Genomic DNA, 26,039 nt, shown 5'->3' on the forward strand with positions numbered 1-26,039 from the left:
CGGTTCGCCGCCACGGCAGCCAATTGCCTTGATCAGCGTTCCGTGTCGGACCGGCCGAAGCATGAGGGAACCCCCTACACCTCCGGCGTCGCGTTCTGCGGGGCGCGCGGCCGCCGCGAACTCGCCTGGAGGAGCTGGTCAGTTGTAGGCACCACAACTATGTGGCGGAGGAGCGGTACGAGGGCATGGACCTGCTGGTCACCCGTAAGGGCGCTATCCGCGCCGGTAGCGGGGACTTCGGAATCATTCCGGGGTCGATGGGCACCGGTTCGTACATCGTGAAGGGGCTCGGGAACGCCAAGTCCTTCAACTCGGCTTCGCACGGGGCGGGTCGGAAGATGAGCCGTAGCGCGGCGAAGCGGCGGTTCTCGACGCGGGACCTGGAGGAGCAGACGCGGGGTGTGGAGTGCCGTAAGGACTCCGGCGTCGTGGATGAGATCCCGGGTGCGTACAAGCCGATCGAGAAGGTGATGGAGCAGCAGCGGGACCTGGTGCAGGTCGTCGCGAAGCTCAAGCAGGTCATCTGCGTCAAGGGCTGAGGTACAGCACGCCACCTGATCGAAGGGCCCCGGACTCACAGGAGTTCGGGGCTCCTTGCTGTCAGCTCGGTGTCAGACCCTGCTGGCAAAGTGGCGAGTATGGTCTGACCCGTTGCTTTCCTGCCCTCTGTGGAGTCGCTTTCGGCGGCATCTCGACATGTTTGATGTCTGCGGGCCGCCCGCGTCTCGCACGGCACCGCGTTCTCCCTCGCGGACCCACCGGCTGGGGTTATCTCGGTCGGCGCTTCGGGGGAACAGGACCAGGGATGACGTCCTTGCCCAGGTGTTCCTTGATCAAGTATTTGAGTTCTGGTCCTTCGATGAGCTGCAGACGGCCGTGCTGCCGGGCGAAGTCGTGGCTTGCCCTTCCGAACCAGGAGGTGGTGATCAGCACTCCCTTTGCGGCTCGTTTGTGCTCCACGACGCCAGCGAGTGCTTGGACTGACTCGACGCCGACCAGCTTGCTGTATCGCTTGGCTTGGATGATGCACTCGCCGTTGAAGACTGGGTCCTTGCTGACCGCTACAGCGTCAACGCCCTCGTCCTTGGATGCCTGTGTGTTCCACGCCTCCATGCCGATCGCCTCGAACAGTTGCCGGATCAGATGCTCGAACTCTGTGGGCGTCAGTTTCACCAGCACTGGTCTGCTGTCGAGGCCGGCTACGACATCCATGCTGTCCATCAAGCGATATTTCGACAGGTCGAACTCGATGATGGGTTTGATGGGTTCTAGGTCATAGGGATTGGGAGACACCAGTGCGTTGAGGCCCTTGAGACATGCCGCTGGGTCCACCTGGCTGAGTCGGAGTGTCCCGAATTGATCCCTGCTGGCGCTGAGAGTGACCAGGCAGGGAGAGACCTCTTGGCCCGTGGCGCGATCGATAGTGTTCACGTGCCCGTTGAGAGTGACACCGCTGATGATCCGGTCCGGATCGCTGGTCAGTACTTCGTGGACGGTCCGCAGAGCGACTTGAGCCAGGACAGATGAGTAGAGCTCCTTGCGCTCCTTCTCCGCACGCGGCACCACAGTTGTTTCATCCCGGGTCTTTACGTACTTGTAGCCGCGCGCCGCAGGAACGATCGCCTCTGGGGGCAGCTGGATCTCGACAAGCACGTCCCCGGTGGCGGGGCGGAAGGCGATCCGATGCCTATGGGGGAAGCCCTCCGGATAGGACGAGGCGTCCAGCACGGCCCCAAGGTGGCCCTCGACCGCCGCTGGATCTCCGCTTCGGTAGGCCTCTCGGTCCTCGTCCAACTGGTCGTTGAAGGCCTTCATTTCAGCGAGGGCTCGCTGCTCCGCCTGGCGGTGGTCCGCTCGCTTTCGTTCGAGTGTCGCCCGTCGCTTCTCTTCGGCTCTTTGGTGCCGCTCCTCTGCCTCACCAAAGCGTGCGCGTGCTGCGGCCACCTCGGCTTCATAACGCTTTCTGCCGAGTCCCAGGACGGCGGAGAGGCCGCCTGGCTCTGGGGGTGCGAACTCTTCCCAGCGGGGAGCGGGTTCGGGACGAGACCAGGCCCGCTCATCCAAGGCTCCAGGCACGTGCGTTCTACGCCGACGCTCAAACGAGGTGGGAGGATCGCTTACCAGGGCGTCACGTAGTAACTTCCCCAGTTGCTCAACCTCGTGCTCGACGCCGATGGTGCGGGCGCGCGCCAGCTCTGCCTGCTGCTGCTCGTGCGCCGCCTTCCGCTCCCGTTCGCGTTTCTTGCTGGCAGCCTCCGCTGCCTTGCGGGCTCTCTCCGCCTGGCGTGCCTGCTGTTCCTGAGTGCGTCGTAGTGCTTGCTGCTGCCGTTCGTACTCACTGCCTCGACCACCGCCACTGCGCGCCACCCGTCGCCCTCCAGCTCTCCCGCAGCTACGAGACGTGCATTCCCTGCGATCGTCCCGGAATCACGCATGCCGCGAGCCTGCTTGGGCACTACTGCTGCTGCGCATGTCGGTGGAGAGGCTCACTTGGCGGTCTCCGCTTCGATCTCGGTGATGAGTCCCTCGACGAGCTTCTTGATCTCGTCGCGGATCGGGCGGACGGCCTCGACGCCCTGGCCGGCCGGGTCTTCCAGCGTCCAGTCGAGGTAGCGCTTGCCGGGGAAGACGGGGCAGGTGTCGCCGCAGCCCATGGTGATGCAGACGTCCGACGCCTTGACCGCGTCGATGGTGAGGATTTTGGGGGTCTCGGCGGTGATGTCGATGCCGACCTCGCGCATCGCCTCGATCGCGGCCGGGTTGACCTGGTCGGCAGGGGCGGAGCCGGCGGAGCGGACCTCGATCCGGTCTCCGGCCAGGTGGCCGAGCCAGCCGGCGGCCATCTGGGAACGGCCGGCGTTGTGGACACAGACGAACAGCACAGACGGCTTCTCGGACATCAGGAGGTCTCTCTTGTCTCGCGACGAATCAGGCACACGTGACATCGGCACCCGATGGCGTCAGTCGCCACTGATGTGAAAATATCAGTCCATGATGACGTCAGTCGACACTGACCTGATCCGGGTGCTGGCCGACCCGCTCAGGCTCCAGATCGTGACCCTTCTCGCCCAGGAGACGCTCTGCACCACCCACCTCGTAGAGGAGACGGGTGCCAGGCAGACGAACCTCTCCAACCACCTGAAGGTGCTCCGCGAGGCCGGGGTCGTGGAGACGGAGCCCTGCGGACGGTTCACCTACTACCGCCTGCGCCCGGATGTCATCGATGCGCTCGCCGGTCAGTTCGCCGGCCTCGCCCGGACCGCGCGTGCCACCGCCGAAGCGAACCTCAAGCGGTCCTGCCCCTAGTTTCCGTGCTCTGCCTCGCCTGCCCCGGGAGAACCTGCCTTGACTGCTATCGAGCCCGTCGGCACCGCCGCCGCAGCGGAGTCTGTCGTGGCTGCCGACGCGCCTCAGCCCGCACCCGGCGCTACGCCGCCCCGCACCCCGCTGTTCGCCCGTGCCGCCGCCGAGCTCGTCGGCACCGCAGCCCTCGTTGCGATCGTCGTCGGCTCCGGCATCCAGGCCACCAACCTGACGAGGGACGTGGGCCTTCAGCTCCTTGCCAATTCCACGGCCACCGTCTTCGGCCTCGGAGTGCTGATCGCGCTGCTCGGTCCGGTCTCCGGGGCGCACTTCAACCCGGCGGTGACGCTGGCAGAGTGGTGGACGGCCCGCCGCGGCGGAGCTGGCGTCAATGCCCGCGAGCTGGCGGTGTACGTGCCGTCGCAGATCGTGGGCGCGATCGTGGGCGCCGTCCTGGCGGACGCGATGTTCGGCGAGCCGCTGGTGAAGTGGTCCACACGCGACCGATCGGCCGGGAACCTGCTGCTCGGCGAAGTCGTCGCGACCGCCGGCCTGATCCTGTTGATCTTCGGCCTGGCCCGCACCGACCGTCTACGCTCCGCCCCCGTCGCGGTTGCCTCCTACATTGGCGCGGCGTACTGGTTCACCTCCTCCACGTCCTTCGCGAATCCGGCTGTGACGATCGGCCGGGCGTTCACCGACACGTTCGCGGGCATCGCCCCGGCCTCCGTTCCGGCGTTCGTCGCCGTGCAGCTCGTCGGTGCGGTGGTGGGGCTGGCCCTGGTGGCGGTCGTCTTCATGCGCGGCAAGCCGGACGCGGGTACGCCTGCGGCATGACGCGGCTTGCAGATGTGGTGGTGATCGGTGGCGGCGCGAGGGCGGCGATCGGGTCGGCTCGCGCCGACAGCGTCAGCACGGCCGGTCGCCTGGCTGCGCTCAAGGAGTACCGCTGCGCTGCTGCCCGCTCGACTGCACGGGCTGACAGCGGGTCGCTGGGTGGTCAGGTGCGCAGGTCGAGCATGGCGGACATGGCCGCGACCACGGACGGGGCCACCTGGTAGTAGACCCACGTCCCGCGTCGCTCGGATGTCAGGAGCCCCGCCTCGCGCAGCTTCTTCAGGTGATGCGAGACCGTCGGCTGCGAGACGCCGACGTCGGAGATGTCGCACACGCATGCCTCCCCGCCCGGGTATGAGGCGATACGCGAGAACAGGCGCAGTCGCACCGGGTCGGACAGCGCCTTGAACATGGCGGCCATCTTCTCCGCGTCGTCCGGGGAGAGCTCCCCGGCGGTGATCGGCGGGCAGCACGGCACCGCGGCCTCGGCATCCAGGAGCGGCAGCTCCACCATCTCAGACTTCGACATGCGTCTATGTTGACACTCGTCGATGCAAGTGGCAAGCTCCAGACATCGACAGATATCGATACAAGGGGTTGTCATGGCAGGACTGATCCGTACCGCGCTCACCACCGCACGGGCCCGCCGCGAGGCCCGTCACCTGGCCGGCATCAGCTTCCGCGACGGCCGCGGGCAGGTCTGCGACACCACCTGCCGGGCCACCGCTCACCGCCAGCGCACCCAGCTGACCGTCCTCTCCGCCCGCTGATTCCTCGCACCCACTTCTGGAGACTGACCACCATGACCGAGCAGCAGCTCCCCGTCGTCGTCATCGGAGCCGGACCCGCCGGTCTGGCAGCCGCCGCCCACCTCCTCGAGCAGGGCCTCGAACCTCTGGTCCTGGAAGCAGGCGAAGCAGCCGGGTCCGCGGTGCGCGAGTGGTCCCACGTGCGCCTGTTCTCCACCTGGGGCGAGGTCACCGACCACGCCGCGGAGAAGCTGCTGGCCCCCGCCGGCTGGGTCAAGCCCGACGCCGCCACCTACCCGACCGGCGGGGACTGGGCCGAGCAGTACCTCCAGCCGCTCGCCGACGTCCTGGGCGAGCGCGTGCGCCTGGGCGCCACCGTCACCGGGGTCTCCCGCGTCGGCCGCGACCGTATCGTCGACGCCGACCGGGACAAGCAGCCGTTCGTCGTGCACGTCAGCACGGCCGACGGCAGCGAGGAGAGAATCTTCGCTCGCGCCGTGATCGATGCTTCCGGGACGTGGACCACCCCCAGCCCGGCCGGTGGCAGTGGCCTTCCTGCCCTCGGCGAGAAGGCGGCAGCCGATCGCATCACCTACCGCGTCCCCGACCTCAAGGACCCTGCGGTCCGTGGCCGTTACGCAGGAAAGCGCACCGCCGTCATCGGCTCCGGCGCCTCCGCGTTCACCGCCCTCGCCTACCTGGCCGACCTCGCCCAGTCCGCCGACGGCACCGGCACGCACGGCGTGTGGATCCTTCGCCGAGGCATCTCCGGCTCCACCTTCGGTGGCGGCGAAGCGGACCAACTGCCCGCCCGTGGCGCCCTCGGCCTCGCGGCGAAGGCCGCCGTCGACAATGGCTACGCGGATGCCGTCACCGGCTTCCGCACCGACACGATCGAGCGCAACGGCGACGGCCGACTGATCCTCGTCGGCGAGGACGGACAGCGTCTGGACCCGGTGGACGAGGTCATCGTCCTCACCGGCTTCCGCCCCGACCTCACCTTCCTCGACGAACTCCGCCTCGGCCTCGACGAGCGCCTCCAGGCCCCCGTCGACCTCGCCCCGCTAATCGACCCCAACCAGCACTCCTGCGGCACCGTCTACCCGCACGGCCACCGCGAGCTCTCCCACCCCGAGCAGGGCATCTACCTGGTCGGCATGAAGTCCTACGGCCGCGCCCCGACGTTCCTGGCCATGACCGGCTACGAGCAGGTCCGCTCCGTCGCAGCCGCCGTCGCCGGCGACGCCGAAGCAGCCGACCGGGTCGAACTCACCCTCCCCGAAACCGGAGTGTGTGGCGGCGCCGGACTCTTCGACGAGCCCGACAGCACCAAGGCGGATGCCGACGGCGGAGGCTGCTGCGCCACCCCCACCACCCTCCAGATCGGCATCGGAGCACCGGCCGCATCCGGCGGCTGCTGACGGCCGGTCCACCCAAATCAGCAGGAGGCTCACCATGTCCCGCGTTCAACTCGCCCTGCGTGTGCCCGACCTTGAGGCGTCCGTCGCCTTCTACACCAAGCTGTTCGGCACCGCACCGGCCAAGCGCCGTGACGGCTACGCCAACTTCGCCATCGTCGAACCCCCGCTCAAGCTCGTCCTCATCGAGGGCAGCCCGGGCGAGGCCACCCGTATGGACCACCTCGGCGTCGAAGTCGACTCCTCCGAGGCGGTCAACGCCGCCACCGCCCGGCTCGGCGCATCAGGCCTCGAAACCGACGTGGAGCAGGACACCACCTGCTGCTACGCCCTCCAGGACAAAGTCTGGGTCCACGGACCCGGCCAAGAACCCTGGGAGGTCTACGTCGTCAAAGCCGACGCCGACAGCCTGACCAAGCAGCAGGGCAGCACCTGCTGCACTGAAAACGCAGCCATCGACCCTGAGGCACCCGAGCCGGTCGCGTCCGGCGGCTGTTGCTGAACATGACCGACCTCCACACCAGCGAGGCCGCGACCGGAACAGGGGACCGGTCGCGGCCCCGCGCCGTGCTGCCCGCCCTGTGCGCCACACAAATCACCAGCTGGGGCATCGTCTACTACGCATTCCCCGTGCTGCTACCGCGCCTGACACGCGACACTGGCTGGTCCGTGACCGCAGCCACCGCCGCGTTCTCCGCCGCACTGCTGGTCTCGGCTCTCGCCGGAATCCCCGTGGGCCGGATCCTGGACCGACGCGGCCCCCGCGCCGTGATGACCACCGGGTCATTGCTGGCAGTCGTCTCGGTCCTGGCCATCGCCGCAGCCCCGAACCTGTATGTCTTCACCGCAGCCTGGCTGTTGGCCGGTCTCGCTATGGCGTCCACGTTCTACCAACCGGCCTTCGCCGCAGTGACCCGCTGGTGGGGAGAGGACCGCGTCCGCGCCCTGACCATCGTCACGCTGGCCGGCGGCCTCGCCAGCACCGTCTTCGCACCGCTCACAGCCGTCCTGGCTGATCACCTCAGCTGGCGCACGACCTACCTCGTACTGGCGGCGATCCTCGCCCTGGTCACGATCCCCGCCCACGCGCTCGCGTTGCGTGCGCCTTGGCCACCGGCGCCACCCCCACGGCTGACGTCCAGCAGGACGCCGATCGCCCGGAGTGGCCCCTTCCTGCTTCTCGCCACCGCCTTCACCCTGTCCGGGTTCGCGATGTACGCCGTCGTCTTCGGCCTGGTACCCCTGCTCACCGAACGCGGCGCCCATCCCACAACAGCGGCATGGACCCTGGGACTTGGCGGGGCAGGCCAGACACTGGGGCGAACCCTCTACGCCGCCCTGGCCCGCCGCACCCGTGTCACCTCGCGCACAGCAATCCTGATCGCCGCGGGCGGAGCCACCACGGCCGCGCTCGCCATGATCTCCGGCCCGATCCCGCTCCTGATCGTGCTCGCGATCTTCGCCGGGGTCGTACGAGGCAACCTCACCCTGCTCCAGGCCACTGCCGTAGCAGACCGCTGGGGGACCGCAGACTACGGCCGACTCTCCGCGCTACTCATCGCGCCAGCAACCGTGGCAGCGTCCCTCGCCCCCTGGGCCGGTGCCGCAATGGCCGGCGTGCTGGGCGGCTACGACGGCCTGTTCCTCGTCCTCGCAATGGGTTCCGCACTGGCGGCCGTCCTCGCCCTCTGTTCAGGCCGTCTCGCTCGAAGCCGCTGAAATGGTTCCCCCCGCGGCGCTCCTCTCTTCGGACGCGCGGGGTGCGGCTGCGGCAACGTCTTTAACGCGACGCGCGAGTACGCGGCCGCGAACTCGTCCTACTGAGCAGGTCAGTTGTAGTCAGCAGGAGGATGCCGAAGGCCAGATGAGGACCGTCGAGTACCGCCCTGGTGTGATCAGCTTCCAGCAGGGAGTTATCGGGTCGGTTAAGGGTTGTCCCGCAACTAATCTTTGGCATAAGGGTCGTTGGTCGGGATTGGATCCTGGGTCCCACCGGTGGGCTACGCCGCCGGGGCTGTGTCGTCCTCGCGGGCTGTCCGGTTTGATCAGCTGATGTCCAAGGTGGCCGAGGGCCTGGCGGGGTCGCGGGCGTGAGCGGCTCGGGGTGGGTGCGGTTCCGGTCCTCACTCGGGAGGAATCGTCTCCGTAGGTGCTGCCCCGGGTCGGCAGGCTGTCGTCGGGAAACGCAGCGAGGGCCGTGGCCGCGGTGGTCCGGAACGGCGAGCAACCCCTTGGAGGCATCGACATCGGTTCACCCCCTGCGACCGCACGACACGGCAGCGGCCCGCAGAGGCCATCCTCCCGACAACATGCGGATCCACCTGGGGAAATGAGCAACAGAGTCCCCCTGCTATGGTGCGCCGATGTCATCGATCAAGCAGTTCCAAGTCACCTTCGACTGCGCAGAACCTGAGCGCGTCGCTCGTTTCTGGTGCGAGGTGTTGGGGTATGTCGTACCGCCGCCACCGGAGGGGTTTGCTACTTGGGACGATTTCAGTCGCTCGCTGCCGCCTGAGCGCCAGGGTTCAGGGTTTGTCTGCATGGATCCCTCAGGTGTGGGCCCGCGAATGTACTTCCAGCGCGTCCCCGAAGGCAAGGTCGTCAAGAATCGGCTGCATCTTGACGTGCGGGTCGGCACCGGGCTCGTGGGTGAAGAGCGCCTGGCCGCACTTGAGGCCGAGTGCGCACGACTGGTCCCGCTCGGCGCGGTACGCGGGCGACTACTGCTTGCCGATGACGACAATGAGTCGTGCCTCGGGATGCAGGACATCGAGGGCAACGAGTTCTGTCTCGACTGAGCATCCACCGAGCCGGCGAGGTGGGGAGCAGTCTTCCTTGGGCCTCTCTTACAGATGGTCTCGTGTGGGGCGGGAGTTATCCCGTGAGGGCGAGGTTGTGCAGTCGGGCGATGCCGAGCATCGCGGAGGGAACGCGCACCATCGATGTCGCGACGTCCCCGGGTTCGTCTATCTGATCTCCGGTGATCCGGCGCAGATAGTCACCGACTACCGGAGGCTGCGACGGATCGAGGAGACCCAGCTCTAGCCGTGCGCAGCACCGACAACACGCCGTCCTCCGCTCAGCCCGGGGCGCCGACGAGCTCAGGCAGAGCCTGCTGAGCCGGTCCGGGAAGAAGCCTCGATCCGGTAGAGGAGGCTCTGCTTTCCGCTCCCGTCGGGCCGTGAGCCCGCTCGCACGCCACCGATCTTCTCCACAGCACGCTGGGAACGCACGTTGTCGGGCCCGACAAGGAAAATGACGCTGCTGACGAACCGGAAGGCATGGTCCAACATGAGCCTTTTCAGCTCACGGTTGTAGACGCCGCCCCAGTGTGACCGGGCCAGGAACGTCCAGCCGATTTCGACCTCGTCCCGCTCCTCGTCGTATCCGTGGTATCGCGAGGACCCGATGAGACGGCGGTCTCCTTGGTCGATGACGGCCAACGCCCCTCGGGATTCCAGGGCGTTGCGAAAGAAGCCGCTGAACGCCTCTTCCTGGTACCGCTCCGGGTCGGGATGCTGCTCCCAGACGAGCGGGTCCGCCGCGACGGCATAGAGGTCTCCGTAGTCTTCCTCGCGGAGTGGCCTGAGTTCGAGCAATTCGCCCTTGAGATAGGGCTGAACGTCAAATGGCATTGAGAACTCGCAATGCAAATCGTGCAGTCGATGTCAGCGGGGTACTGGTATTGCCAGTGAAGTGCATCCCGCAGCAGGAGTGAAGACTACCCGGGGCAGGCGCTGTGGTGGGCGAGATCGCAAGGTGGCTGCGAACTCGCCTCGGTGAGCAGGTCAGTTGCAGTCACCACAACTATGTGGCGGAGGAGCGGTACGAGGGCATGGACCTGCTGGTCACCCGTAAGGGCGCTATCCGCGCCGGTAGCGGGGACTTCGGAATCATTCCGGGGTCGATGGGCACCGGTTCGTACATCGTGAAGGGGCTCGGGAACGCCAAGTCCTTCAACTCGGCTTCGCATGGGGCGGGTCGGAAGATGAGCCGGAATGCCGCGAAGCGGCGGTTCTCGACGCGGGACCTGGAGGAGCAGACGCGGGGTGTGGAGTGCCGTAAGGACTCCGGCGTCGTGGATGAGATCCCGGGTGCGTACAAGCCGATCGAGAAGGTGATGGAGCAGCAGCGGGATCTGGTCGAGGTGGCCGCGAAGCTGAAGCAGGTCATCTGCGTCAAGGGCTGAAGGCGCCTACCGTCGAGGGGTCGTGGACTCCGCACATTGTGCGACGTCTGCGGCCCCTCCTCGCTGAACCGACTGTCCAGCAGGGAGTTTTCGCGTGGGTACCGATATCAATGGGTTCGTCGAGTGCCGAGCGTGGCACCTCCATGAGGAAGAGGAAGACGCAGTCTGGCGCGCCGCCATCGACCTGTTCTTCCTCAACATCACCCGGAACTACGACGCGTTCGGCTGCCTGTTCGGGATGCGCAACTACGCCAACTTCCGGCCCCTGGCTGCCGAACGCGGTCTGCCGGCCGACGCGTCGGAGACTGTCCGTAGCGAGCTGGACGCACTTGCCCAGTGGCCGGATCAGGCGTACGGCACCACCTGGATCACCTGGGCGGAGCTCAAGGCGGTTGACTGGGATGAGCAGGCGGAACTGCCGGACAGCCGCATCCACCAGTACCGGCAGACCTCTGACGGGCTCACGCTCGTAGGGAAAGCGTCCTGGGACGCGAGGTTCGCCCAGGCGCTCCAACTGCCGCAGCGACCGTCCGACCCGCCGCAGAGCTGGCCCGACGGAACGGAATGGCTCATCGGCGACACGCTCTACAGGTCCGAGACGCTCCGTCGGCGGGACGCGGTCCGCGAGGACGGTGAGTGGAAGCCGGTCTGGACCGTGATGGAAACGCTCGCTTCGCGGCACGGCGACGACAATGTTCGACTCGTCGTCTGGTTCGACAACTGAGTCGACCTGCCGAGGACAACGCATGGCCTCCGGTGTCTGGGTGAGATCCCGGGTGCGTACAAGCCGATCGGGAGGTCATCGACCAGCAGCGGGACCTGGTGCAGGTCGTTGCCAAGCTCAAGAAGGTCATCTGCGTCAAGGGCTGACCTTCAGCAGACCACGTGACCGACAGGCCTCGGACTGACGGCAGTCCGGGGCCTGTTCTTTCAAATGATCTCGCCCGAAATCTGGACGCGTTCGCGAGCACTGGCCGCCTCTACCTCACCTTCCTTGTGCTCGCCCTTGGAGGCGAGGAGTTCGGCCTGGACCTCTCTCCGACGGGTTTCCGCACCACGGTGCCAAGACATGGTGTCGTCGCCCGCGACGCGAGACGGGCATCGAGTCGGCTCAGCTCGCGAAGGGGCCACGCCGCAGGGGGCAGGCAGCCAAGAGAGTGAATCTTCGACGCTGAAACATCCCTGCTTCCGCACGCATGCCTAATATGACCGATCTGTCCGGCTGGGGCATGGCGCACATTGAGTGTGCGCAGTCGCCATCTGCGCGCATTCCTCCTTGTAGCAGCCGACCCGAGAAGAGACCATGAACGTAGGTACGTGGGCATTGGCAGTCCTCATGGTGATAACCGGCGGATATGCCGTCACGCGTCACGCGATCGCGGCAGTGACCGCACTCGAAAAGGATGTGATCGCGGCGATCAACTCGCTGCGCAACATCAAAGACGCCGCACGCGGGACGGCCGGCACCGAACCGACCGGACGCCCACCAGCCGCGGGCCCTACGGTCGGGCAGGTAGCGGCCCAGGAGCTGAACACGGCCCCTCCAGCGGATCCTCCGGAGGAGCGTCCACCGGCTACCGGGGCACGTGACGTGTCGCTTAGAGCCGAGGTCCCGGCCCAGGCTTCCGCCGCCGCATCGAAGCCGCTCGCCGGCATCCAGCACGAACCGCCCTCGGCTTCCACGGTCGAGGATGATCATGCATGGGACGTCTTCATCTCGTACGCCAGTGAAGACAAGGAAGCGGTCGCTCGCCCTCTGGCCGAAGCGCTCAGGAGCCGAGGCGTGGAAGTCTGGCTGGACGAACTGGTGCTTCGGATCGGCGACAGCTTGCGCCGAAAGATCGACTACGGGTTGGCGCGCAGCACCTTCGGCGTTGTCGTTCTTTCGAAGCCGTTCTTCGCCAAGGGATGGGCTCAGTACGAACTGGACGGCATCGTCACTCAGTCAGTCGCCGGAAGCCAGCGCCTGCTGCCCATTTGGCACGAGATCAGCAAGGAGGAGGTAGCAAGGAAGTCGCCGTCGTTGGTCGACAAAATCGCCCGCGACACGAGCACGCACAGCATCGAGGAGATCGCGGAGGAAATCGCCGCGCTGATTGACTCGATCGGAACTGGCTGACGTTCTCTCGCGCACCGGCCCTCAGGCGGACTCCCTGAGGGCCGGTGTCCAGACAATTGGTGATCGTTTCTCCGGCGAACTGGTCACCCGGGTTGGTGAGGGCCTGGTGACGGCGGCCAACTGGCAAGCGGGTGGTGCGGGCTCGGGGCCGTGGGGGATCATCCCGGGCTCGATGGGCACCTGCTCGTACATCGTGCTCATCGCCTTACTCGCCAGCCACCGGCTGACGCGCACCATCGATGCTCGGCAGCGGCAGGTCGAGGAGACCCAGCTCTAAGCCATGCGCAGCACAGACAGCACGCCGTCCCCTCGACCCAGTCCCACCCAATGAAGGCGCCATGCATCTGTAGGCTTCGGCCAGCCGTCGACATGTGCGCATCGCGCCCCTGCCACACGCTGTAAGCATGACCAACGATGCTCAAGAGGCGTTCCGCCCCGCCGCTATCGTCGTCCTCGGCGTCGTGCCGGGCGACCCGCCCTATCGCCTGGTGGAGATCAACGGGGAGGTGGCCGGGACCGCCTACAACATGCTCGATGTGATCAGGCTGGCGCAGCAGGCGGGGCTGCCCCATCTCGACCTTGACGATCCCGCCGTCGTGAGATGGGTCGGCGGAGGAAAGTACAAGTGGGTCCCGTGAGCGGGCGGTTTTTCGGCGAGTGGGTCCGTCGGAGTCCGACCGAGATCGCCCCCGCGCGAGGACGGCAAGCCATTCGCCGAGGCGCTGGTGGCCCGGCTGGCTGCGCACTCGAAGACCGAGATCCTTGGGTTCCAGGAGCGGTTCGATAGTTGGCCAGTCCGAGCACTCTCGTTGGCGACCATCCGCTGTCGGCGTCGCTCGCGCCGCCCTCGACATCGCCACTGTCGCCGTCAAGCCCCGCCCCGGCACCCGCCCTCCCGTCCACCGAGCCGGCCGCGCCGCCCCAATCCGGGGCCGCGCGGCGTTTCATGTCCGCCGTGGCCGTGGCCGCGGGCAAAGGGGAGCCGATCGCTGTATTCGACGTACCCGTGATCAGCGAAACCCATCCGCTCCGCTAGCATGTTCGAGCTCGCAACGATCACGTTGAAATATCACAAATCGGCTGAAAAATTGATATCTACGGTAACGCGAAGGCTTTCGCGAATAGGCGGCAGCCTTCGGTTGGCTGCATGGCGTCAACCACGCGTCATGCTGTGGGTCGCGGTGAGTGTGGTGGGCCTCGGATTCCTCATTGCACTGGAGATCGCCGCGCGTCGGTACGGCGAGCCGGGGCCGATCACCGACCAGGCGCGAGAGGTGATATTCGCCCCCAAATCGGGGACGGTGTTGTACGTCAGTATGGCGTTGATGATGGTGGTGCTCACCTGGCGGCAGCGGTTCATCGCGGCCGGCGCCGCGATCGGCATCGACGTCGTCTTCTGGCTCGTGCGGTGGGCTGTCGACGCCGAGATGATGTACGGCAACGGCGCGTTGTGGGTGACTTTGGCCTGTGCCGTCATCGCCGTCACGCGCCGCACCGGCCGGGACCGCGTCCTGCTGCTGAAAGGCGTCGGACTGGCCCTGCTGCTGGTCGCCGGCCGCAAGACCGGCTACACCTGGCTGCTGATCACGTCGAAGACCCGCCCGACGGTGCTCGACCAGTACGTGGCAACCGCCGATCACGCGTTGGGCAACCCGTCGTGGCTGGTGGGCCGGATAGTCGCGGCCACCGGCACGGTCGGCGCCAACGTTCTCAACTGGGTCTACGTTCAGCTCGCGGTGGCCGCGGTCGTCGTCGCGCTGTACCAGATGCGCCACGTCGCGGTTGAGCGCCGCTTCCCGGGCCATCATCTGGTGCGCACCTTTCTGGTCATCGGCCTGCTCGGGCCGGGCATCTACATGATCTACCCGGTGGTCGGACCGATCTTCGCCTACGGTGCCGACGGGGGGCACTGGGCGGTGGCCAACCTGTGGCCGGACACGCCGCCGCCGGTCAGTACCCCGCACCCGATGCCCTTCGACGAGATCACCCCGCGCAATTGCATGCCCAGTCTGCACACGGCGTGGGCTGCCGCGATCTTCATTCATTCCCTCAAGGGCCCGCGGGCTCTGCGATTCCTGGGCGCGTTCTGGATGATCGCCACGCTCGGCGCAACGCTGGGCTTCGGCTACCACTACGGCGCGGACATCGTCGCCGGTGTGGTGTTCACGCTCACGATCGAGACGGCGCTGCGCTCGCTCGACCGCGGCTGGGACCGGCCGGGAATCCAGCTGGTCGTCTACGGCGCCGCGGTCTTCGCTGCGCTCTTGGCGTCGTATCGCTATCTGTCGATGGAGATGGCCGAACATCCGTGGGTGTTCGGGCCGCTGCTCATTCTGGCGATGAGCTCAGTGGTCTACGGCTACATACGGACCACCAAGCTGTGGGAACGGAAGCCCGCGTCGGCGCATCTGCCGGAACCGCGACGCGAACCGCAGCCCGAACTGGTTTGAGTCATGTTGCTGCGGGTCGTGGGCTGAGCGCCTCCCGGGTGGGGCCGGCAATGTGGTTGGTTCTGACCGCGCTTTTCGCATGGAGTTCTGGAGGCTGAGCGGGCCCCCGCGCCTCGGTCGTCGTACGTCGGCCTCCGCTGCCCAGTGATCACCAGTTGTGGTCACTTTGCGTAGGAGGCAGCCCGGCCTCCGCTGCGAGATGCTGATTGCACAGACAGCCGTGCTGGGTTCGGTGGCGAAGGAGGCCCTTACGGCATGCACCCCGACTACGCCGAGGCACTACTCCACACGCTGTTCACCCAGCCCCCGATCGGCCTGCACGTACTGGACCCCGATCTGCGGATCGTGCGGTTCAACGCCGGGGCGCCGGGCGCACAGGGCTTCAGCGAGAGTGAGGTCGTGGGCCATAGCTTTCGGGACCTCGGGCTTGGCGTGGACGACGTCGAACGCATGCTCCGCGGGGTGCTGGCCACCGGGGAATCGGTCAGCAACTTCCAGTACGAGGGCCGTCTGCCCCGTGGTCCCGATGGAGTGCGGGTGCTGGCCGTCTCGGCATTCCGCCTCCAGAGCGCCGACGGCCGCACCCTGGGGGTCGCCGCCACGGTGGTCGACATCACCGAGCAGCATCGCGCCCAGCGACGGCTGGAACTGCTGTACCGCGCCGGTGAACGGATCGGGACCACCCTGGACGTGTTCCGTACGGCGCAGGAGCTCGCCGGCGTCGCTGTGCCCGGCCTGGCCGACGTGGTGGCGGTCGACGTTCTCGATTCCGTGCTGCACGGCGATGCCCCCGCTCCGGGGCCCTTGCTCAACCAGGTCACCCTGCGACGGGCGGGCTTCCAGGCGGCGGCTCCGGAGGCGGTCCGGAGCTCGTACGAGGTTGGGGATGTCAGGTTGATGCGGTACGGCACCCCGTACGCCCAGTCCCTGACAGACCTGCGGCCCCGTCTCATTCGCGGACTGGGAAAGGACGAAGGTTGGCCGACCAGCGACCCGGTTCAGGCTCAGATGCTGCGGGAGGCGGGTGCGCACTCGTTCATGGCCGTGCCGCTGGCGGCGCGTGGAGTGGTCCTCGGGATGGCGGCCTTCTTCCGCACGAAGCGTTCACCGCCCTTCGAGGAAGCCGACGTGAGCGTCGCCGCTGACCTGGTGGCCCGTGCTGCTGTATGCATCGACAACGCCCGCCGCTACACGCGCGAGCACACCCTCGCCCGACTCACTCAACGGTCATTGGTGCCCACCCGGCTGCCCACGCACTCGGCCGTGGAGACCGCGTACACCTATTTGCCGGTGGCCTCCGGCGGCGCCTGGTACGACGTCATTCCGCTGTCCGGCGCGCGGGTCGCGCTCGTGGCGGGCGATGTGTGCGGGCAGGGCATGGGGGCCGTGACCACCATGGGGCGGCTGCGCACGGCAGTCACCGCATTCGCCGCCATGGACCTGCCGCCCGACGAGCTTCTCGAACGTCTCCACAGCCTGACCGATGAACTCTCACGCGACTACCCGCCTGCGCAGGACGATCACTGGTCAGAGCTGACGGCGACCTGCCTCTACATCGTCTACGACCCCTCCGACGGCAGCTGCGTCCTGTCCCGGGCCGGACACCCGCCGCCCGTCCTCGCCCTGCCCGATGGCACGGTGCGGATCGTTGAGACCCCGACCGGCCCCGTCCTGGGGCGGGGAGCCTCCTCGTACACCAGTACGAGCGTGGATGTGCCCGAGGGAAGCATCCTCGCCCTCCACAACACCGGGCTCCTCCAGGGCACCACAGAAAGCCGGCTCCCCCTCTACCGGAAGGCCCTGGGTAGAACCACGGGAACCCTGCAGGACACGTGCGACGCTCTGGCTGCCTCACTGCTTCCCGAGGCCCCCGACGACGACGCCCTGCTGCTACTCGCACGTACCCGCGCACTTGGCGCGGACAAGCTGGCCTCCTGGACGCTGCCCAACGCCCCGGAGAGCGCCGCCGAGGCCCGCCGTCTGGTCAGCGGACGGCTCGCGGAATGGGACCTCACCGACCTCGACTTCAGCACCGGGCTCATCGCCAGCGAACTGGTGACCAATGCCGTCCGCTACTCCGACGGGCCGATCGGGCTCCGCCTGATCCGCGACGCCGTTCTGACCTGTGAGGTCGTGGACTTCAGCAACGCCTCCCCACATCTGCGACACGCCGAGGACGACGACGAAGGCGGCCGCGGTCTGTACCTGGTCGCCCAGCTCACCCAGAACTGGGGCACCCGACGCACGGCGAGAGGCAAGACCATCTGGACGGAGCAGACGCTCCACTGACGCGAGCACACCGGGGGTGAGTAGTTGGAGGCGCGGTGGGCGTGGGGCAGCCCTCAGTGCTCGCGGTGCACCTTGGAGTTGGAGGCCTGGGCGCGGGGGCGGACCACCAACAAGTCGATGTTGACGTGGGAGGGGCGGGTGACGGCCCAGGTGATGGTCTCTGCGACATCGTCGGCGGTGAGGGGCTCGGCCACGCCCGCGTAGACCTTCGCTGCCTTCTCCTCGTCACCGCGGAAGCGGGTTGTGGCGAACTCCTCGGTCTTGACCATGCCCGGGGCGATCTCGATCACGCGGACCGGGGTGCCGACGATCTCCAGGCGGAGGGTCTCGGCCAGGACGCGGGCGCCGTTCTTGGCGGCGACATAGCCGGCGCCGCCCTCATAGGTGGCGTGGCCCGCGGTGGAGGAGAGGATCACGACGGTGCCGTCGCCGCTCGTGGTGAGCGCCGGGAGCAGGGCCTGGGTGGTGTGGAGCGTGCCGATGACATTGACCTCGTACATCGTGCGCCAGTCGGCGGGATCGCCGGTGGCGACGGGGTCGGCGCCGAGTGCACCGCCGGCGTTGTTGACGAGGACGTCGCAGCGGTCGAGGGAGGCGGCGAAGGTGTCGACGGCCTGGCGGTCGGTGATATCGAGGGCGTACGCGGTGGCCTGGTAGCCCGCGCCGGTGAGATCGGCGGCGAGTGCCTCGACGCGGTCCTTGCGGCGGGCGGTGAGGACGACGTGGTAGCCGACGGCAGCCAGTTGCCGTGCTGTGGCGGCTCCGATGCCGCTGCTGGCTCCAGTGATGACGGCGACGGGGGTCCCAGCGGCGGTCATGTCGTACTCCTCGCGCGTGTGATCTATTACGGCCAGGATAGGCGGCCTCGTGCGGGTCGCGGAGTCAGCGGCCGCGGGGGGCGTACATGATCACGGCCATGCCCGCCAGGCAGACCATGGCTCCGATCACGTCCCAGCGGTCGGGGCGATAGCCGTCGGCGACCATGCCCCAGGCGATCGAGCCCGCCACGAACACTCCGCCGTACGCGGCGAGGATGCGCCCGAACTCGCCGCCCGGCTGGAGGGTGGCGACGAAGCCGTAGGCACCGAGGGCGATGACTCCTGCGCCGATCCAGATCCAGCCCCGGTGCTCCCTGAGCCCTTGCCAGACGAGCCAGGCTCCGCCGATCTCGAAGAGGGCGGCGACGAGGAAGAGAGCGGCGGAACGGGCAACGAGCATGGATACAGGCTGTCATGCAGGAGGCCGGAGACTCGCCGGAGCTGATGAATAATCAGGTCAATGGGGATTAATCGGTATCTTCTGACTATGTGTGCGATGCGCAAGGCGCTGTGGGCGGTGTCCGCCGCGGCGGTGATGGTGGTCGGTTCGGGGGCGAGCGCGGCCGCGGGTGACCGGGTGATCGCGCCGGAGTCGGATGTGGCGCACCACGGCCATGTCTCGCTGACGGACGGGTGGTTGGCGGTCTGGCTGCTGAGCGAGAGTCACGGTCCCTCCAGCCTCACGAACGCGACCGTGCGGCTGTCCTTCTCGGTGCCTCTGGCCGGAGTGCAGGAACTGCCGGCCGGGTGTCTGTGGGCCGAAGACCGGGTGGTGTTCTGTGCCACGGGCTCGCTGCCGGCGGGCGGGGTCGGACGGCAGCTCGCGCTAGATCTGAGGACGGTGGGCACACCGGACGAGGTGGTCGTGACCGTCGGTACGCAATGGAACGGCGGCGCGACCGACCGGAACCCGCAGAACAACGAGCACCGGGTGCTGGTGCCGGCGACCGGGGACCGGTACGTCTTCTGAGCGGGTGCCTTCCCGGCGGGCTGCTCAGCGGCCGGCTGCCCAGGCGATATAGCCGTCGGGGCGGATCAGGAGCGCGGTGCGGCGGTCCGTCGTCCAGTGCGCCCGTATGACGCGGCCGGGGGCGGCCGGGGCCGCGGGTGTCTCGCCTGCCGGGCCGACCAGCACGAACTCGCCCTTGCGTAGCAGTTCGTAGAGCCGGCCCTCAGTGAGATCCAGGTCCGGTGCGCGCCTGCCCGTGAGGCGGTGGGCGCCGCGCGTCGCGCCGTACGAGATGCCGATCCCGGAGATCATGCCCATCGCCCTGTCGGCGGCGGGACGGACCGCGTTCAGGAACCGGGAGGCGAGGGAGCGGGCCGCGCGCTGAAGCGGGGTGTGGGCCATGGCGAGGCGGACGATCGCGCCACTGCTGCGCAGCACCATCGCGCCGACGCGGTGCCGCTCGGTCTGGTAGCTGTCGAGCAGGGCCTGGGGGTCGGGGGCGTCGCCGTGGAGCACCGAGGCGAGCTTCCAGGAGAGGTTCGCCGCGTCCTGGAGGCCGGTGTTCATGCCCTGGCCGCCGGCCGGGGAGTGGACGTGCGCCGCGTCGCCGGCGAGGAAGACGCGACCGGTCCGGTAGGCGGGCACCTGGCGCTCGTCGCTGTGGAATCGGGAGATCCAACGGGGGTCGTGCATGCCGTGGTCGGTGCCGAGGGCGAGGCGGGTGATCTCGCGCACCTCCTCGAGGTCGACGGGCTCGCTGTCGGGGACCTGGCGCTTGCGGTTCCAGCCCATGACCCGGTACCAGCCGTCGCCGAAGGGGGCGATGAAGGCGAAGGCGTCTCCCGTGCCGTTGACGGTGAGCAGGTCTTCGGGCTCCTCGGTGAGCTTCACGTCCGCAAGGACGATGGATCGGATCACGGAGACGCCCGGGAATGGCAGGCCCAGGGACTTGCGCACGGCGCTGCGCACTCCGTCGGTGCCGACCAAATAGCGGGCCCGGAGGGTGGTCCGCACACCTTCGGCGTCCTGGATTTCGGCGGTGACCGAGCCCGCGTCCGAGCCCGAGCCCGCGTCGGCGGATTGGTGCAGGCCGAGCAGTTCCGTCCCGTACCGGAAGTCGACGCCGGTGGACAGCGCCCGGCGCTCCAGCAGATGCTCCACCTCGTACTGCGGGGTGATCAGCAGATAGGGGAAGCGGGACGGCAGCCGGGACAGGTCCAGCGAAAGCCGGCCGAACAGCCGCAGGCCGGTGATCGGGGTGCCCTTCTTGACCAGCTCGTCGGCCAGGCCCCGGGCGTCGAGGAGCTCAAGCGTGCGGGCGTGCACCCCGAAGGCGCGCGTCATATTGCTGGTCTCGTGCGGACGGCGCTCTATGACCGTGACCGAGATGCCCGCTGCGGCGAGGTCGCCCGCGAGCAGCATCCCGGTGGGGCCCGCGCCCACGACGAGGACGTCGGTGATGTCGCCCGCCGCATCGGCTGCGCGGGATGTTCCGTTGGTGCTGGGCTTGCCGGTCATGGCTCTGCCTCCTGAATGCCAACGCTCGTTGGTCAACGCTTGTTGGCAAATGTAGAGCCGGCGGCTCTGGCGTGTCAACACCTGTTGGCCTACAGTTGTTGGCATGATGACGGAAGCCCCCAGCGGTCCACGCCGCTCCGATGCCACCAAGGCCGCGATCCTCGAAGCCGCCCGCGAGCGCTTCGCGGCCGACGGGTATGAGCGCGCCACCATCCGTGCCATCGCGCGCGACGCCGGCATCGACCCGTCGATGGTCATGCGCTACTACGGAAACAAGGAGGGGCTGTTCGCCGCCGCCTCCGAATTCGACCTGCGACTACCGGAGTTGGGTGCTCTGCCCCGCAAGCACATAGGCGCGGTACTCGTCTCCCACTTCCTCGACCGGTGGGAGCAGGACGAGGTGCTGACCGCTCTGCTGCGGGCCAGCGTCACCAATGCGGCGGCAGCCGAGCGCGCGCACCAGATCTTCAAGGGGCAACTCGGGCCCGTCGCCGTCGGCGTCTGCCCGGACCCCGCCGAGGCTCCCCGCCGGGCCGCACTTGTCGCCTCGCAGATCCTCGGCATGGCGCTTGCGCGCTATGTGCTCCACTTCCCGCCCGCCGTCGAGATGACTCGTGAGGAGGTGGTGAGCTGGCTGGCCCCGACCGTGCAGCGCTATCTGACGGACGAGCGACCGTAGCGGGTGCCGTTGAGCCAGGGTCGGGGGCTTGGGCCGTCGAGCCTTCGCCGAGTTGTGCAGAGTTGCGCTGAAGCTGCGCCGTACAATCTCTGCATGACGCAGAAGAGTACGGACGGCCGCAGCGGGCTGATGAGAGAGCTGTCCACCGCGTCGCGCCGCTATATGGCCTCGTACGCCCTTTTCAACCAGGCGCTCGCCGATCATCTGCAGCTGCACCCCACCGATCTGCAGTGCCTCAATCTGCTCAGCCTGGAGCCGGAGCCCGTCACCACCGGCCGGGTCGCCGAGCTGACCGGGCTCACCACCGGGTCCGCGACGCGGCTCGTCGACCGGTTGGAGAGGGCCGGATATGTCACGCGTGAGCGCGACACCGCGGACCGGCGACGGGTACTCGTGACCCTCGTGCCCGAGCGGGTGGCGGAGTTCGGTGCGGTGTGGCAGAAGCTGAACGGCGCCTGGTTCGCGATGTTCGATGCGTACAGCGACGACGAGATCGCCCTGCTCACGGCTCATATGCGACGGACTGTGGAGCTCAGCGCCGCGCAGGTCGAGCGGCTGCGCGGCGGGCAACTCTGAACTACGGCACCACCACTACGGCACCACCGCATTTTTCAGGTGCGGCACCACGGCCCCACGGCGCTGACGCACTACGCGGCAGCGCCGCCGAATTCGCGCAACGCGTCCTCGACGATCGCTTCCAGCCGTGCGTGGTGCGCGCCCCGCCAGTAGACGCGCTCGCACGCCGTGCACTGCGCGAAGACGTCGTACGAGCGCTGTGTGCAACGCTCAAGATGTTCCTGGACCGAGTCCTTGTCGGTGTCGGTCAGCCGGCCGTTGCATGCCGTGCAGCGGGTCCATGGCGCGAGCACCGGCGCGAACCGCTCCAGTACGTCCCGGAGTTGGTCCTCGGGCCGGTCGCTGTAGACGTACGCCCCCGCCCAGAGCTCCCGCCGCCGCAGCAGCCCGCGGTCCCGGGAGAGCAGTACCCGCCGCTCCTTCGCCGAGAGCGCGGCCAGGGAGGGGTCGCCGATGTCCTCGTTCTCGTACGCCGCATCGACGCCGAGGAGTCGCAGCCGCCGCGCCAGGGTGCCGAGGTGGACGTCGAGCAGAAAGCGCAGCGGCGCACCGGGCACCTGCTGCGGCCGCTCGACGGAGCGGACCTCGACGTTCTCGCCCGCGCGCGGGATGTGGGACACGGTGACCTGGCGGCCGTCGACGAGCAGCCGGCCCGCCTCGGTGAGCGGGACGCCGAGTGACTCGACGACATGGCCGAGTGTCGAGGAGCCGTCGGTGACCAGGGTCGTACGGCCCGCGCGGCGCTCCGACGGGACGAAGAGACGCAGCTCAGGGGCGACGCTGAGGGTGATTTCCGGTCCGTTCACGCGGCAAGCATGTCATCGGGCGGCGCGCGTCAGCCAGGGCTTTCCGGTCCGGCGGGCTCCGGCGGGATTCGCGGGGTCCGGCGGGTTCCTGCGGATCCCGCGGGCTCCGGCGGGCCCGGTGGGGTGGAGCTGCGGCCGACCGGTCCGGCCGGGGCCGGTGCGGCTCGGTCGGATCCGGTCAGGCGCGGAAGGAATCCGCGTTCTCCTTCGCCCACTCGGCGAAGGTGCGGGCCGGGTGCCCGGTCAGCGCCTCGACGTTGCTGGTGAGAGGAGTGGGTGAACCGTCCGTCGAGGCCCAGTAGTCGAGCAGCCCGTCCGCGAAGGTGCCGGGCATGTAGTCGGTCATGGACTCCTTCCAGGCCTCGCGTGTCACGGTGTTGAAGGGGATGGTGCGGCCCGCGGCGTGCTCGAGGATCGCGATCTGCTCGGTGAAGGTGAGGGACTCGGGACCGGTCAGGTGGTACGTCGCGCCCCGCAGCAGCGGCCGTGTGAGGACCGCGAGCGCGGCTTCGGCGATGTCCCGCTCATGGATCGGATCGCCGTAACTGCCCGGGTACGGAAGGTCGATCGCGCCCGTGGACCGCAGTGCCCACAGCCACGGGCGCGCGTTGCTCGCGAAAGCGCCGGGCTGCAGGACGGTCGTTTCGAGGGGTGAGGCCGCCAGCGCCTGCTCGACCGCGAGATGGGACGCGGCGATCGGGTTGTCGGCGGCGCCGGGGTCGAGGACCGAGCTGGAGGAGAGCAGCACGATGTGCTCGACCCCTGCCGCCGCGGCTTCTTCGAGGAAGGTGCCGATCTGCGCCGGCTCGGCGTAGAGGAAGACGGAGGTGACCGATTCGAGGGCGGCCGGGAAGGTCGCGGGGTCGTCGAGGGCGCATTTCACGGCCTTGACGCCCGCGGGCAGGCTGAGCTTCTCGGGGCTGCCGGAGGCGGCGCGGACGTCGACTCCCGCATCGTGCAGGAGCGTTATGAGGGTGGAGCCGACCTGGCCGCGGCTTCCGGTGACGAGGATGGGCATGGAGGGATTCCTTCGTAACTCGGAGAGGGGCAGCCGCAAACGGAAATATTCTACGTTGCGCAGAAGCTGCGTGACGCAGATAAATATCCGCGAAAAGGGCCCTCTCGTCAAGCGGGCACCGCCCTCCTAATCCATCAGGCTGATGCGCCAGTCGTTGGACCGCAGGATCTGGCCGGGCGGGTACTCGAAGTCGCACTCGCCCACCAGTTCGAAGCCCGCCTTCCTGCACACCGCGTTGGAGGGGCCGTTGGCCACGGACGGGAAGGCATGCAGATGACGGTGCTTCTGCTCCGCCCGCGCCATCGCGACGACCGCCACCGTGCCCGCCGTCGCGATGCCCCGCCCCTGGAACCGGGGCAGGACACTCCACCCCGTCTCGTACACCTGCCCCCCGTCCCACGTCTGCTCCCAGAAGCCGACCGTGCCGACGACCTCCTCGCTCCCCTCCAGCACAATGCGGAACATCCGGCCCTTGCCCGTCCGGTCCGCGCTCAGATCCACATACCGCTGGTGCCGCTTGATCAGCTGTTCTTCCGTCTCAGGGCCCCCCAGGTGATCCATCAGCTCCGGTGCGTTCGCAGCGCGGAGCAGGTCGAAGTCGTCCTCGGACCATGGCTCGATCCGTACCCTCGATGCTTTGATCTCCATGCCACGCACTGTAGGACGAGGGTCGGACAACCGGGGGTCGGAAGATGAGCTTCACCGGTGTATGGGCGGTCGGCGCCGTTCCCGACGCCGAAGTCGCCGCCCTGCCCGGACGGTTCGCCCATCTGACGGGAGACCTCGCGGGGGAGTGGACCACACCTCCCGGCTACGCCGAGGATCTGACCTGGTGGCTCGGCGGCGGCGACCGCGAGCCCTACTTCACGCCCGAACCCACCCCCGCCGCCCTCCGCTTCGCCGCCTTCGCGCGCAGCGGCGGCCCGAGCTCCCCGGCTGTCGCCGCCATGAAAGAGGCCGGCATGAACCTGCTGCGCGATACGGAAGGGAGCGCCACGTTTGTTGCCTCGGCGCGCAAGGGCGACCCGGCCGGAGCTCTCTGCTACGGGCTCGGGGCGGAGGCCACGGCCCGACTGCCGGGCTGGTTCGGCGACTTTCTGCTGACCGCCGCCGAGGTACGCGCCGTCCTCCCGCACGCCGAGTCCGCACTCGCCGTCACCGGGCCCCGCCGCACCGAGGTCCTTGCCCGCATCGACGCCTGGATGTCGGCCATGAGCGACGCCCCGGAATTCGACGCGCGCACGCTGCTGGACGGGCCGTTGCGGGTGCTGCGGTACGCGGCGGCCAATGGCTCGGGCGCGGTCGGCGTCACCGAGAGCTACTGAGAGTTGCCAAGGGGTGGGCGCGCGTACGCGGTCGGCGGGACGCCCACCGTCGCCGTGAAGTCCCGTACGAGATGCGCCTGATCGCTGTACCCGAGCTCAGCGGCCAGCGCTGCCCAGTCAAGGCCGCCTCCCGAACGTTCGCCGTCGCCCGGGCCCTCACCCATCGGGCCCTCACCCATCGGGCCTTCACCCGCCGGGCCCTCGCCCGACTCGGCGCGCTCCAGCGCCTCGTGGATGCGATAGCGCAGGATGACCCACTTGGGACCGACCCCGACGTACGCGGCGAACAGCCGCTGCAGCGAGCGCGCCGACACCCCTTCCGCGGCTGCCAGCTCGGCGACCCGCCGGATCGAGCGGTCCGTACGCACCAGGTCGACCAGCGCCATCGCGCGCAGCGCCTGCGGGTCGGCGTCCGGCTCGAGCCCCAGCAGGAAGGCGTCCAGCGCGTCGACCCGCGCGTCCTCCGCCTGGGCCTGAGCCCCCGCCTGAGGTCCCGCCTGAAGCCCCGCCCCCGCCTGGCCCTGCGCCCCCGGCCGCCCGTCCTCCGCCGCCTCCGGTCCGAGGATCCCGAGGACGGTTGCCTGGTCCGCGCCCGGCAGAACGTCCGCGATCGGCAGCCGCTGTCCCGTCCAGTCGGACACCGGCCGGTCCGGCGCGAACGGCCGGAAGCCGCCGGGGCGGAACTGCACCCCGCACACCCGCCCCCGCCCCTCCAGTTTCTGCGTGAAGAGCCGCAGGCCGATGCCCGCGACCTCGCCCCAGCCGGCCTCGTCGCCGTACCGCTGGAAGACGACGTTCACGGACGGATGGGGCACCACATGGGAGGCGTACGGCTCCGTCAGGTCCCAGTCGATGAGCCAGTAGTGCTCGAGATACGGACGCAGTGCCGGGGCGGGCTCGCGGCGGCGGAAACGTACGCGCGCGAAGAGCTCTTGGGCTTCGACGATGCCCCGGGTGTCGCGTCGCGGACCTGCCATGCCGGGATCCTATGTCGCC

30 protein-coding genes and 3 pseudogenes are annotated in these 26,039 nt (G+C 68.4%); 21 read left to right on the forward strand and 12 right to left on the reverse strand.

The features are described 5' to 3' along the window. Window positions 1-122 precede the first annotated feature (122 nt). A pseudogene (locus ACFYXH_RS00100) lies at window positions 123-539 on the forward strand (RtcB family protein); the annotation flags it as partial. Between the two features lie 229 nt (window positions 540-768). Here the strand turns inward: ACFYXH_RS00100 and ACFYXH_RS00105 are convergent. Both ACFYXH_RS00105 and ACFYXH_RS00110 read right to left on the reverse strand, forming a co-directional pair. Beyond that, a complete protein-coding gene (locus ACFYXH_RS00105; RefSeq protein WP_389559277.1) occupies window positions 769-2,367 on the reverse strand; it encodes a restriction endonuclease in 1,599 nt (532 codons plus the stop codon). Between the two features lie 119 nt (window positions 2,368-2,486). Continuing rightward, the gene (locus ACFYXH_RS00110) at window positions 2,487-2,900 is read right to left on the reverse strand and encodes an arsenate reductase ArsC (protein WP_389559279.1); all 414 of its coding nucleotides are present in this window, start codon (window positions 2,898-2,900) and stop codon (window positions 2,487-2,489) included. Between the two features lie 91 nt (window positions 2,901-2,991). Here ACFYXH_RS00110 and ACFYXH_RS00115 point away from each other — a divergent pair, with 91 nt between their 5' ends. Together ACFYXH_RS00115 and ACFYXH_RS00120 are read left to right on the forward strand one after the other, a co-directional pair. Then, on the forward strand, window positions 2,992-3,306 hold the full coding sequence (locus ACFYXH_RS00115) for an ArsR/SmtB family transcription factor (RefSeq protein ID WP_389559281.1): 315 nt from the start codon (window positions 2,992-2,994) through the stop codon (window positions 3,304-3,306). 39 nt (window positions 3,307-3,345) lie between these two features. Then, window positions 3,346-4,140, forward strand: a complete 795-nt coding sequence (locus tag ACFYXH_RS00120) for an aquaporin (protein ID WP_389559283.1) — start codon at window positions 3,346-3,348, stop codon at window positions 4,138-4,140. 163 nt (window positions 4,141-4,303) lie between these two features. Here ACFYXH_RS00120 and ACFYXH_RS00125 read toward each other — a convergent pair whose 3' ends face one another. Beyond that, window positions 4,304-4,669: an ArsR/SmtB family transcription factor gene (locus ACFYXH_RS00125; RefSeq protein WP_389559285.1), complete on the reverse strand. Its 366-nt coding sequence runs from the start codon at window positions 4,667-4,669 to the stop codon at window positions 4,304-4,306. 73 nt (window positions 4,670-4,742) lie between these two features. Between ACFYXH_RS00125 and ACFYXH_RS00130 the strand changes: the two genes are divergently transcribed. The 6 genes from ACFYXH_RS00130 (at window position 4,743) to ACFYXH_RS00155 (ending at window position 9,352) form a co-directional block, all read left to right on the forward strand. Further along, the gene (locus ACFYXH_RS00130) at window positions 4,743-4,910 is read left to right on the forward strand and encodes a hypothetical protein (RefSeq protein ID WP_389559287.1); all 168 of its coding nucleotides are present in this window, start codon (window positions 4,743-4,745) and stop codon (window positions 4,908-4,910) included. A gap of 32 nt (window positions 4,911-4,942) precedes the next feature. Further along, window positions 4,943-6,310, forward strand: coding sequence for an NAD(P)-binding domain-containing protein (locus ACFYXH_RS00135; protein WP_389559289.1), 1,368 nt, complete (start codon window positions 4,943-4,945; stop codon window positions 6,308-6,310). Between the two features lie 34 nt (window positions 6,311-6,344). Further along, on the forward strand, window positions 6,345-6,809 hold the full coding sequence (locus ACFYXH_RS00140) for an ArsI/CadI family heavy metal resistance metalloenzyme (RefSeq protein ID WP_389559291.1): 465 nt from the start codon (window positions 6,345-6,347) through the stop codon (window positions 6,807-6,809). A gap of 2 nt (window positions 6,810-6,811) precedes the next feature. After that, the gene (locus ACFYXH_RS00145) at window positions 6,812-8,026 is read left to right on the forward strand and encodes an MFS transporter (RefSeq protein ID WP_389559293.1); all 1,215 of its coding nucleotides are present in this window, start codon (window positions 6,812-6,814) and stop codon (window positions 8,024-8,026) included. A 644-nt stretch (window positions 8,027-8,670) separates the two neighbouring features. Further along, entirely contained in the window at window positions 8,671-9,105 is a 435-nt protein-coding gene (locus ACFYXH_RS00150) for a VOC family protein (protein ID WP_389559295.1), read from the forward strand. Between the two features lie 64 nt (window positions 9,106-9,169). Beyond that, window positions 9,170-9,352: a hypothetical protein gene (locus ACFYXH_RS00155; RefSeq protein ID WP_389559297.1), complete on the forward strand. Its 183-nt coding sequence runs from the start codon at window positions 9,170-9,172 to the stop codon at window positions 9,350-9,352. A gap of 56 nt (window positions 9,353-9,408) precedes the next feature. On the opposite strand, the gene ACFYXH_RS00160 is transcribed toward ACFYXH_RS00155, so the two are convergent. Beyond that, on the reverse strand, window positions 9,409-9,942 hold the full coding sequence (locus ACFYXH_RS00160) for a GNAT family N-acetyltransferase (protein WP_389559299.1): 534 nt from the start codon (window positions 9,940-9,942) through the stop codon (window positions 9,409-9,411). A 152-nt stretch (window positions 9,943-10,094) separates the two neighbouring features. Between ACFYXH_RS00160 and ACFYXH_RS00165 the strand changes: the two are divergent. From ACFYXH_RS00165 to ACFYXH_RS00175, 3 genes and pseudogenes are all read left to right on the forward strand, one after another. Further along, window positions 10,095-10,496 (forward strand): annotated as a pseudogene (locus tag ACFYXH_RS00165) (RtcB family protein); the annotation flags it as partial. A gap of 94 nt (window positions 10,497-10,590) precedes the next feature. Further along, a complete protein-coding gene (locus tag ACFYXH_RS00170; protein ID WP_389559301.1) occupies window positions 10,591-11,220 on the forward strand; it encodes a hypothetical protein in 630 nt (209 codons plus the stop codon). 3 nt (window positions 11,221-11,223) lie between these two features. Then, window positions 11,224-11,366, forward strand: a pseudogene (locus ACFYXH_RS00175) (RtcB family protein); the annotation flags it as partial. Window positions 11,367-11,426: 60 nt separating this feature from the next. Here the strand turns inward: ACFYXH_RS00175 and ACFYXH_RS00180 are convergent. After that, window positions 11,427-11,567: a hypothetical protein gene (locus tag ACFYXH_RS00180; RefSeq protein WP_389559303.1), complete on the reverse strand. Its 141-nt coding sequence runs from the start codon at window positions 11,565-11,567 to the stop codon at window positions 11,427-11,429. A 232-nt stretch (window positions 11,568-11,799) separates the two neighbouring features. Between ACFYXH_RS00180 and ACFYXH_RS00185 the strand changes: the two genes are divergently transcribed. The 5 genes from ACFYXH_RS00185 (at window position 11,800) to ACFYXH_RS00205 (ending at window position 17,354) form a co-directional block, all read left to right on the forward strand. Next, the gene (locus ACFYXH_RS00185; RefSeq protein WP_389559305.1) at window positions 11,800-12,615 is read left to right on the forward strand and encodes a TIR domain-containing protein; all 816 of its coding nucleotides are present in this window, start codon (window positions 11,800-11,802) and stop codon (window positions 12,613-12,615) included. Window positions 12,616-12,721: 106 nt separating this feature from the next. After that, entirely contained in the window at window positions 12,722-12,892 is a 171-nt protein-coding gene (locus tag ACFYXH_RS00190) for a hypothetical protein (protein WP_389559306.1), read from the forward strand. Window positions 12,893-13,019: 127 nt separating this feature from the next. Next, window positions 13,020-13,253, forward strand: a complete 234-nt coding sequence (locus ACFYXH_RS00195) for a hypothetical protein (RefSeq protein ID WP_389559308.1) — start codon at window positions 13,020-13,022, stop codon at window positions 13,251-13,253. Window positions 13,254-13,781: 528 nt separating this feature from the next. Continuing rightward, window positions 13,782-15,065, forward strand: coding sequence for a phosphatase PAP2 family protein (locus ACFYXH_RS00200; RefSeq protein WP_389560595.1), 1,284 nt, complete (start codon window positions 13,782-13,784; stop codon window positions 15,063-15,065). Between the two features lie 255 nt (window positions 15,066-15,320). Further along, on the forward strand, window positions 15,321-17,354 hold the full coding sequence (locus ACFYXH_RS00205) for a SpoIIE family protein phosphatase (RefSeq protein ID WP_389559310.1): 2,034 nt from the start codon (window positions 15,321-15,323) through the stop codon (window positions 17,352-17,354). A gap of 53 nt (window positions 17,355-17,407) precedes the next feature. Here the strand turns inward: ACFYXH_RS00205 and ACFYXH_RS00210 are convergent, their stop codons facing one another. Both ACFYXH_RS00210 and ACFYXH_RS00215 read right to left on the reverse strand, forming a co-directional pair. Then, window positions 17,408-18,172, reverse strand: a complete 765-nt coding sequence (locus ACFYXH_RS00210; RefSeq protein ID WP_389559312.1) for an SDR family NAD(P)-dependent oxidoreductase — start codon at window positions 18,170-18,172, stop codon at window positions 17,408-17,410. 64 nt (window positions 18,173-18,236) lie between these two features. Continuing rightward, window positions 18,237-18,572 (reverse strand): YnfA family protein, encoded by a 336-nt coding sequence (locus ACFYXH_RS00215; protein WP_389559314.1) that lies wholly within the window; start codon window positions 18,570-18,572, stop codon window positions 18,237-18,239. A 96-nt stretch (window positions 18,573-18,668) separates the two neighbouring features. Between ACFYXH_RS00215 and ACFYXH_RS00220 the strand changes: the two genes are divergently transcribed. Continuing rightward, window positions 18,669-19,142 carry a hypothetical protein gene (locus ACFYXH_RS00220; protein WP_389559316.1) on the forward strand — a complete coding sequence of 158 codons (474 nt, stop codon included), beginning with the start codon at window positions 18,669-18,671 and terminating at the stop codon, window positions 19,140-19,142. Between the two features lie 24 nt (window positions 19,143-19,166). On the opposite strand, the gene ACFYXH_RS00225 is transcribed toward ACFYXH_RS00220, so the two are convergent. Continuing rightward, window positions 19,167-20,639, reverse strand: coding sequence for an FAD-dependent monooxygenase (locus ACFYXH_RS00225; RefSeq protein WP_389559318.1), 1,473 nt, complete (start codon window positions 20,637-20,639; stop codon window positions 19,167-19,169). Window positions 20,640-20,745: 106 nt separating this feature from the next. On the opposite strand from ACFYXH_RS00225, the gene ACFYXH_RS00230 reads away from it, so the two are divergent. Both ACFYXH_RS00230 and ACFYXH_RS00235 read left to right on the forward strand, forming a co-directional pair. After that, a complete protein-coding gene (locus ACFYXH_RS00230) occupies window positions 20,746-21,318 on the forward strand; it encodes a TetR family transcriptional regulator (protein WP_389560596.1) in 573 nt (190 codons plus the stop codon). A gap of 93 nt (window positions 21,319-21,411) precedes the next feature. Then, window positions 21,412-21,894, forward strand: coding sequence for a MarR family winged helix-turn-helix transcriptional regulator (locus tag ACFYXH_RS00235; protein ID WP_385306023.1), 483 nt, complete (start codon window positions 21,412-21,414; stop codon window positions 21,892-21,894). A gap of 71 nt (window positions 21,895-21,965) precedes the next feature. Here the strand turns inward: ACFYXH_RS00235 and ACFYXH_RS00240 are convergent, their stop codons facing one another. The 3 genes from ACFYXH_RS00240 to ACFYXH_RS00250 form a co-directional block, all read right to left on the reverse strand. Next, window positions 21,966-22,700 carry a Mut7-C RNAse domain-containing protein gene (locus tag ACFYXH_RS00240; protein WP_389559320.1) on the reverse strand — a complete coding sequence of 245 codons (735 nt, stop codon included), beginning with the start codon at window positions 22,698-22,700 and terminating at the stop codon, window positions 21,966-21,968. A 178-nt stretch (window positions 22,701-22,878) separates the two neighbouring features. Then, entirely contained in the window at window positions 22,879-23,718 is an 840-nt protein-coding gene (locus ACFYXH_RS00245) for an NAD(P)H-binding protein (RefSeq protein ID WP_389559321.1), read from the reverse strand. A gap of 126 nt (window positions 23,719-23,844) precedes the next feature. Then, window positions 23,845-24,366 carry a GNAT family N-acetyltransferase gene (locus ACFYXH_RS00250; RefSeq protein ID WP_389559323.1) on the reverse strand — a complete coding sequence of 174 codons (522 nt, stop codon included), beginning with the start codon at window positions 24,364-24,366 and terminating at the stop codon, window positions 23,845-23,847. Between the two features lie 44 nt (window positions 24,367-24,410). On the opposite strand from ACFYXH_RS00250, the gene ACFYXH_RS00255 reads away from it, so the two are divergent. Further along, window positions 24,411-25,043, forward strand: coding sequence for a hypothetical protein (locus ACFYXH_RS00255; protein WP_389559325.1), 633 nt, complete (start codon window positions 24,411-24,413; stop codon window positions 25,041-25,043). Here the strand turns inward: ACFYXH_RS00255 and ACFYXH_RS00260 are convergent. After that, the gene (locus ACFYXH_RS00260; protein WP_389559327.1) at window positions 25,037-26,020 is read right to left on the reverse strand and encodes a DUF6597 domain-containing transcriptional factor; all 984 of its coding nucleotides are present in this window, start codon (window positions 26,018-26,020) and stop codon (window positions 25,037-25,039) included. The two genes, ACFYXH_RS00255 and ACFYXH_RS00260, sit on opposite strands and share 7 nt — an antisense overlap. Between the last annotated feature and the right edge of the window lie 19 nt (window positions 26,021-26,039).

This window comes from Streptomyces sp. NPDC002730, assembly GCF_042888805.1.
GTDB lineage: Bacteria > Actinomycetota > Actinomycetes > Streptomycetales > Streptomycetaceae > Streptomyces.